Origin of the sequence: Pantoea brenneri (assembly GCF_038594305.1) — a bacterium.
In the GTDB taxonomy this organism is placed as follows: Bacteria; Pseudomonadota; Gammaproteobacteria; order Enterobacterales; family Enterobacteriaceae; genus Pantoea; species Pantoea brenneri.
The window spans coordinates 225790-233029 of the sequence record NZ_JBCGBG010000006.1; the positions used below are offsets into that span (position 1 = coordinate 225790).

Here is a 7240-nt window from a genome sequence, read left to right on the forward strand (position 1 = left end):
CGCTATGCAACCTTTACTGCAGCTCAACGGCATTGAAAAATCGTTCCCTGGGGTAAAAGCCCTGAAGGGTGCCTCACTGAATGTCCGGGCAGGACGCGTCATGGCGCTGGTGGGTGAAAACGGCGCCGGCAAATCTACCATGATGAAAGTGCTGACCGGGATATATCAGTTCGACGCCGGTTCGCTGCACTGGCTCGGCAAAGAGACCCGTTTCAATGGCCCTAAAGCGTCACAGGAAGCGGGCATCGGCATTATTCATCAGGAACTGAACCTGATCCCCCAGTTAACCGTGGCGGAGAATATTTTTCTCGGTCGCGAATTTGTTAACCGCTTTGGCCGCATCCAGTGGGCGCGCATGTATGCCGAAGCGGATGCGTTACTTAAGCGGCTTAATCTGCGCTTCAACAGCCACAAGCTGGTCGGCGATCTGTCGATTGGCGATCAGCAAATGGTCGAAATTGCCAAAGTGCTGAGCTTTGAGTCGCAGGTGATCATCATGGATGAGCCGACCGATGCGCTGACGGATACCGAAACGCTGTCGCTGTTCCGGGTGATCAACGAACTGAAAGCGCAGGGCTGCGGCATCGTCTATATCTCACATCGTATGAAAGAGATCTTTGAGATCTGCGATGACGTCACGGTGTTCCGTGACGGCCAGTTTATTGCCGAGCGTCCGGTCAGCGAACTGACCGAAGAGAGCCTGATCGAAATGATGGTCGGTCGCAAACTGGAAGATCAGTATCCTCATCTGGATCAGGCGCCAGGCGAGGTGCGGCTGAAAGTCGATAACGTCAGCGGTCCCGGCGTGCATAACGTCAGCTTCAGCCTGCGCAAAGGTGAAATTCTGGGCATCTCCGGACTGATGGGCGCGGGCCGTACCGAACTGATGAAAGTGCTGTATGGCGCGTTGCCGCGTTATCAGGGCAGCCTGTGGCTCAGCGGTCGGGAAGTGGTGACGCGTTCGCCGCAGGATGGGCTGGCTAACGGCATCGTCTATATCTCGGAAGATCGTAAGCGTGACGGCCTGGTGCTGGGCATGTCGGTCAAAGAGAACATGTCGCTGACCGCGCTGCGCTATTTCAGTCACGGCGGCGGCACGCTGAAGCATGCGGCTGAGCAGCTGGCGGTGGGTGACTTTATCCGGCTGTTCAACGTGAAAACCCCCTCTATGGCGCAGCCGATCGGGCTGCTTTCCGGCGGCAATCAGCAGAAAGTGGCGATTGCCCGCGGCCTGATGACCCGTCCCAACGTGCTGATTCTTGATGAGCCAACCCGTGGCGTCGATGTTGGCGCGAAAAAAGAGATCTACCAGCTGATTAACCAGTTCAAAGCCGAAGGGCTGAGCATCATCCTGGTCTCTTCTGAAATGCCGGAAGTATTAGGAATGAGTGACCGCATCCTGGTGATGCATGAAGGCCGTTTAAGCGGCGAATTTACCCGTGAAGAAGCCACTCAGGAGAGCCTGATGGCCGCCGCCGTAGGCAAGCAACACAGCGAGGATTTAGTGGTATGACGACCCAATCTTTACCTGCCAGCCGTCGCTGGTTTAGCAAAAGCTGGTTACTGGAACAAAAGTCGCTGATTGCGCTGATGGTGTTAATTGCCGTGGTGGCGAGTCAGAGCCCGAACTTCTTTACCGTAGCCAACCTGTTCAACATTCTGCAGCAGACCTCGGTGAACGCCATTATGGCGGTTGGCATGACGCTGGTGATTCTGACCTCAGGTATCGATCTCTCGGTGGGCTCGCTGCTGGCGCTGACCGGGGCGGTAGGCGCGTCGCTGGTCGGCATGGAAGTGAATGCGCTGGTGGCCGTGGCGGCGTCTCTGGCGCTCGGTGCAGCGATTGGTGCGCTGACCGGCACCATTGTGGCGCGCGGTAAGGTGCAGGCATTTATCGCCACGCTGGTGATGATGCTGCTGTTGCGCGGCGTCACCATGGTCTACACCGACGGCAGCCCAATCAGTACCGGTTTTAATGCCAACGCCGATCTGCTGGGCTGGTTTGGTATTGGTCGTCCGCTGGGTATTCCTGCCCCGGTATGGCTGATGGCGCTGGTATTTATCGCCGCCTGGTACATGCTGCACCACACCCGTCTCGGCCGCTACATCTATGCGCTGGGCGGCAACGAAGCCGCGACCCGCCTCTCCGGTATCAATGTTAATCGCGTCAAGGTCATCGTCTATTCACTGAGTGGCATGCTGGCTGCGCTGGCGGGCACCATTGAGGTGGCGCGTCTCTCCTCGGCGCAGCCAACGGCTGGTACCGGCTATGAGCTGGATGCGATTGCCGCTGTGGTGCTGGGTGGTACCAGCCTGGCGGGCGGTAAAGGACGTATTGTCGGCACGTTGATTGGTGCCCTGATCCTCGGCTTCCTTAATAACGGCCTGAACCTGATGGGCGTCTCTTCGTACTACCAGATGATCGTTAAAGCGGTGGTAATCCTGCTGGCGGTGCTGGTGGATAATAAAAGCAGTAAATAACTCTGACCTTTACACAGGATGAAATGATGAAAAAGTTAACCGCACTGGCCATGATCCTTGGCGCTACGCTCAGTACCAGCGCCATGGCAAAAGAGACCATCGCGCTGGTGGTATCGACTCTCAATAACCCGTTTTTTGTTTCGCTGAAAGAGGGCGCACAAAAAGAAGCCGACAAACTGGGCTACAACCTGGTGGTGCTGGATTCGCAGAATAACCCGGCAAAAGAGCTGGCGAACGTACAGGATCTGACGGTACGCGGTACCAAACTGCTGCTGATCAACCCAACCGATTCTGACGCGGTCGGCAACGCAGTGAAGATGGCTAACCAGGCCAACATCCCGGTTATCACCCTGGACCGCGTGGCCGCGCAGGGCACGGTGGTCAGCCACGTCGCCTCTGATAACCGTTTTGGTGGGAAAATGGCCGGTGATTTCATCGCCAAAAAAGTCGGCGAAAGCGCCAAAATTATTGAGCTGCAGGGCATTGCCGGCACCTCAGCCGCCCGTGAACGTGGCGAGGGATTCAAACAGGCTGCTGATGCCCACAAATTCCAGATCCTTGCCAGCCAGCCGGCTGACTTTGACCGGACTAAAGGCCTGAACGTGATGCAGAACCTGCTGCAGGCCCATCCGGACGTGCAGGCTGTGTTTGCGCAGAATGATGAAATGGCGCTGGGTGCACTGCGTGCGCTGCAGACTGCCGGTAAAACCGATGTGATCGTGGTGGGGTTTGACGGCACCGCTGATGGCGTGAAAGCGGTAGAAGGTGGCAAACTGTCTGCGACCGTGGCACAGATGCCAGACAAAATTGGCATGATCGGCGTTGATACCGCTGATAAAGTGCTGAAGGGTGAAAAAGTGAAGGCGATCAATCCGGTCGACCTGAAGCTGGTCACTCAATAACTCAAAGAAAAGCAGGGCACTGCGCCACCCTCCCGGTGGCGCACTTATTCCGGACTCCCCTAATGAGCAAAAACGCAAAACTGGCCGTTCTTGGCAGCATCAACGCTGACCACATCCTTAATCTGGCGCACTTTCCTCGTCCCGGTGAAACGGTGATCGGGCAGGATTACCAGATTGCGTTTGGCGGTAAAGGTGCCAATCAGGCCGTGGCCGCAGGGCGTGCTGGCGCGGATATCGCTTTTATCGCCTGTGTGGGCGCGGATGACATTGGCGAACGTATTCGTCAGCAACTGGCCTGCGACAATATTGATACTGCTCCGGTAGAAGTGGTGGCGGGCGAGTCGACCGGGGTGGCGATGATTTTCGTCAACCGTGAAGGCGAGAACAATATCGGCATCTATTCCGGCGCTAACGCCGCCTTAACGCCCGACTGTGTGGCGCGCCATCAGCAGGTGATCGCCGAGGCTGACGCGCTGCTGATGCAGCTGGAGTCACCGCTGGAAAGTGTACTGGCAGCGGCGCGTTTCGCCAGAGAACAGCAGACTCAGGTGATCCTCAACCCGGCACCGGCTACGCCGCTCTCCGATGAGCTGCTGGCGTTGATCGATATCATTACCCCGAATGAAACCGAGGCGGAAATTCTGACCGGGATTGCCGTTCATAACGATCAGGACGCTGCCCGGGCTGCGGCGGCACTGCATGCCAAAGGCATCGATACCGTACTGATTACGCTGGGCCGGCGCGGTGTCTGGTTGAGTGAGCAGGGCCAGGGTCAGCGTATTCCGGGCTTTAGCGTTAAGGCGATTGATACCATCGCTGCGGGCGATACCTTTAATGGTGCCTTTATTACCGCGCGACTGGAGCAGAAACCGATGCAGGATGCGGTGCGCTTTGCGCATGCCGCTGCGGCTATCGCCGTAACCCGATCCGGCGCGCAGCCCTCCGTGCCGTGGCGCGCGGAGATCGATGACTTTTTGCAGCAGCAGGATTAAGCGCTTGGCCACCATGAAAGATGTCGCTCGCCTGGCGGGCGTCTCTACCTCCACCGTTTCGCACGTCATCAACAACAATCGCTTTGTCAGCGAGGGCGTGCGGGAGAAAGTCGAACAGGCGATCCGCAGTCTGAACTACGCCCCCTCGGCGCTGGCGCGCAGCCTGAAGATCAACCAGACCCACACTATCGGCATGCTGCTGACCACCAGTAGCAACCCGTTTTATGCAGAAGTGGTGCGCGGCGTTGAGGACAGTTGCTATCAGCGTGGCTACAGCCTGATCCTGTGTAATACCGCCGGTGATGAGGAGCGGATGAATCGCAGTCTCGAAACGCTGATGCAAAAGCGCGTCGATGGATTGCTGATGATGTGTACCGAAAGTCATCTGCCGTCGGCGGACATTCTCAACCGTTATCCCTCTATTCCGACCGTGATGATGGACTGGGCACCGTTTGAAGGTCGCGGCGACATCATCCAGGACAATGCGCTGCTGGGCGGTGAGCTGGCAACTCAGCACCTGATCGACAGCGGCTATACCCGCATCGCCTGTATTGCCGGCCCGCAGGACAAAACCACCGCGCGGATGCGGCTGGAAGGATTTCACAATGCGATGGCGAAAAGCGGTCTGGAGGTGTTGCCGGGTTATGTGGTCAACGGCGACTTTGAATTTCAGGGCGGTTACAACGGGATGATTGAGCTGCTGGCGCTGGAAACTGTGCCGCAGGCGGTCTTCACCGGTAATGATGCGATGGCGGTCGGGGTTTATCATGCGTTATATCAGGCGGGTTTACAGATTCCGCAGGATGTCGCCGTGATGGGCTATGACGATATTGAGCTGGCGCGTTATCTTTCTCCGCCGCTGAGTACCATTCATCAACCTAGAGATGAACTGGGCGAACTGGCGATTGATACCTTAATCCATCGCCTGCGCGATCCCGACGCCAGCCAGCAGACGCTGGTGCTGACGCCGGAGCTGGTGGCGCGGGGCTCAACTTAAGCCGTCTTCTTCTTTTTCTTATCGCGGTTGGTAATCAGATTCCGTCCGTCGCCGTTTTTCAGCAGCATAAAGGTCAGCGCTGACAGCACCGTTACCACGCCCATGGTCAGAAATGTTGCGTGGAACTGTGCAACGGTGCTGGTTTCAAATTCCTGATAGAAGCGCAGGACGGCGGCGCTTACCGCGACACCAAAACTGATCGCTAACTGCTGTGTCACGGCCAGCACGCTGTTACCCCCGCTGGCGTTATCGTCATTCAGGTCGGCGAGGGTGATGGTATTCATCGCGGTAAACTGAGTCGACATTGCCATGCCGAGAATAAACAACGGCAGTAATAACAGGATCATGCCTTCCTCGGGTGACTGCAGAGAGAAAGTGGCAATCAGGATGCCGATAATGACGGTAATACCGACCAGCAGACGGCGATAGCCTAACCAGCGCAGCAGTTGTGTCACCGTCGACTTCGCCAGTATCGACCCCACGGCGGTAGGAGCCATCATACAACCGGCGATAATCGCCGAATAACCAAAGCCCACCTGCAACATCAGCGGCATCAGGAACGGCACACAGCCGGTGCCCAGACGTGAAGCGATATTCCCGATAATGCCTACCGAGAAGGTGCGGGTTTTAAACATCGGCAGATTAATCAGCGGGGAGGAATGGCGGCGCGCGTGCACTATATAGAGAAGCAGCAGAACGATCCCGCCGAGTAATACCCCGCCCGCCAGCCAGGCTGACACAATACGCTCACCAAACAGTTCAATCCCTGTCGAGATCATGACCAGCCCCAGACCAAACAGTAAAAAGCCGAAGAAATCGAAGCGGCGTTTTGGCGTGGTGAAGTCCGGCATATATTTGCGGGCATAGAAGATGCCGAGTATGCCGATGGGAATATTAATCAGGAAGATCCAGTGCCAGGTGGCGTAGGTCACCATCACACCACCCAGCAGCGGACCCAGTATCGGACCGACCAGTCCCGGCATGGTGACAAAATTAAGCACCGGTAGCAGTTCGCTGCGCGGATAGGCACGCAACAGCGCCAGGCGCGCAACCGGCATCATCATGGCGCCGCCCACCCCCTGTACGATACGTGAGGTCACCAGCATAGAGAGCGTGGGTGACAGGGCACAGGCCAGCGAACCGAGCGTGAAGAGGGAGACCGCAGCGATAAACACTTTTCGGGTGCCATAGCGATCGGCAAGCCAGCCGCTGACCGGGATCAGCATTGCCACAGTCAGGGTATAACTGATTACAGCGGATTGCATGGCCAGAGGAGAACGTTCAAGGCTGGTGGCGATAGCGGGCAGGGCGGTGTTGAGAATAGTGGCATCCAGTGCCTGCATGAAAAATGCCATGGCAGCAATCCATGGCAAACCGGCCATGCTGCGCGCGGATTTTATCATTGAGCGTCCTTCTTAGGGTTATCCAGCGAGAAGAATGAAAAAGAATAGCACCGCCAGCGCAACGCGGCAGGCCTGTTTTTTCCGCTTTACGGGGATTTCTGTGCGTTATTCGATCATCAAATGGCGGTTTTTAAGGCGTTCGTTTAAAAAAAGCGCGCTTAGCAAATTTATTTAAAGAAACGCTTGTCAGCCTCCGGAAACTCCCTATAATGCGCCTCCACTGACACGGAACACCGGCTTACGGAGAGACGGATCAGCAGGCACAGGAGACTGCGCCGCCGGAGAAAAGCTTCTGAAAAAGAAGTTGACTCTGAGGGAGGAAAGCGTAATATACGCCTCCTCGCGACAGACGGTTAACCCGCTGCTCGCACTGCTCTTTAACAATTTATCAGACAATCTGTGTGGGCACTCGCAGGATTGATATCAGCGTCTCCGGACGTAAAAAATATCAAGTCTCACGAGTGA

The 7240-nt window shown here is 56.5% G+C and carries 6 protein-coding genes; 5 read left to right on the forward strand and 1 reads right to left on the reverse strand.

The features are described from left to right. The first annotated feature begins 4 nt into the window (after window positions 1-4). The 5 genes from rbsA to rbsR all read left to right on the forward strand — a co-directional run bounded on the left by rbsA (window position 5) and on the right by rbsR (window position 5372). Window positions 5-1513 carry a ribose ABC transporter ATP-binding protein RbsA gene (gene rbsA, locus AABB92_RS19480; RefSeq protein ID WP_046289505.1) on the forward strand — a complete coding sequence of 503 codons (1509 nt, stop codon included), beginning with the start codon at window positions 5-7 and terminating at the stop codon, window positions 1511-1513. Continuing rightward, window positions 1510-2481, forward strand: coding sequence for a ribose ABC transporter permease (rbsC, locus tag AABB92_RS19485; RefSeq protein WP_031376180.1), 972 nt, complete (start codon window positions 1510-1512; stop codon window positions 2479-2481). The genes rbsA and rbsC overlap by 4 nt, the downstream gene beginning before the upstream one ends. 26 nt (window positions 2482-2507) lie before the next feature. After that, window positions 2508-3383: a ribose ABC transporter substrate-binding protein RbsB gene (gene rbsB / locus AABB92_RS19490; protein ID WP_031376181.1), complete on the forward strand. Its 876-nt coding sequence runs from the start codon at window positions 2508-2510 to the stop codon at window positions 3381-3383. Between the two features lie 62 nt (window positions 3384-3445). Further along, window positions 3446-4375, forward strand: a complete 930-nt coding sequence (gene rbsK / locus AABB92_RS19495) for a ribokinase (RefSeq protein ID WP_031376182.1) — start codon at window positions 3446-3448, stop codon at window positions 4373-4375. 13 nt (window positions 4376-4388) lie between these two features. Further along, on the forward strand, window positions 4389-5372 hold the full coding sequence (gene rbsR / locus AABB92_RS19500; RefSeq protein ID WP_031376183.1) for a ribose operon transcriptional repressor RbsR: 984 nt from the start codon (window positions 4389-4391) through the stop codon (window positions 5370-5372). On the opposite strand, the gene mdtD is transcribed toward rbsR, so the two are convergent. Beyond that, the gene (gene mdtD / locus AABB92_RS19505; protein ID WP_031376184.1) at window positions 5369-6775 is read right to left on the reverse strand and encodes a multidrug transporter subunit MdtD; all 1407 of its coding nucleotides are present in this window, start codon (window positions 6773-6775) and stop codon (window positions 5369-5371) included. The genes rbsR and mdtD overlap by 4 nt on opposite strands. Between the last annotated feature and the right edge of the window lie 465 nt (window positions 6776-7240).

Coding starts and splice junctions, on each gene's coding strand:
- rbsA (WP_046289505.1), top strand. CDS start 5: ATGCAACCTTTACTGCAGCTCAACGGCATTGAAAAATCGTTCCCTGGG.
- rbsC (WP_031376180.1), top strand. CDS start 1,510: ATGACGACCCAATCTTTACCTGCCAGCCGTCGCTGGTTTAGCAAAAGC.
- rbsB (WP_031376181.1), top strand. CDS start 2,508: ATGAAAAAGTTAACCGCACTGGCCATGATCCTTGGCGCTACGCTCAGT.
- rbsK (WP_031376182.1), top strand. CDS start 3,446: ATGAGCAAAAACGCAAAACTGGCCGTTCTTGGCAGCATCAACGCTGAC.
- rbsR (WP_031376183.1), top strand. CDS start 4,389: ATGAAAGATGTCGCTCGCCTGGCGGGCGTCTCTACCTCCACCGTTTCG.
- mdtD (WP_031376184.1), bottom strand. CDS start 6,775: ATGATAAAATCCGCGCGCAGCATGGCCGGTTTGCCATGGATTGCTGCC.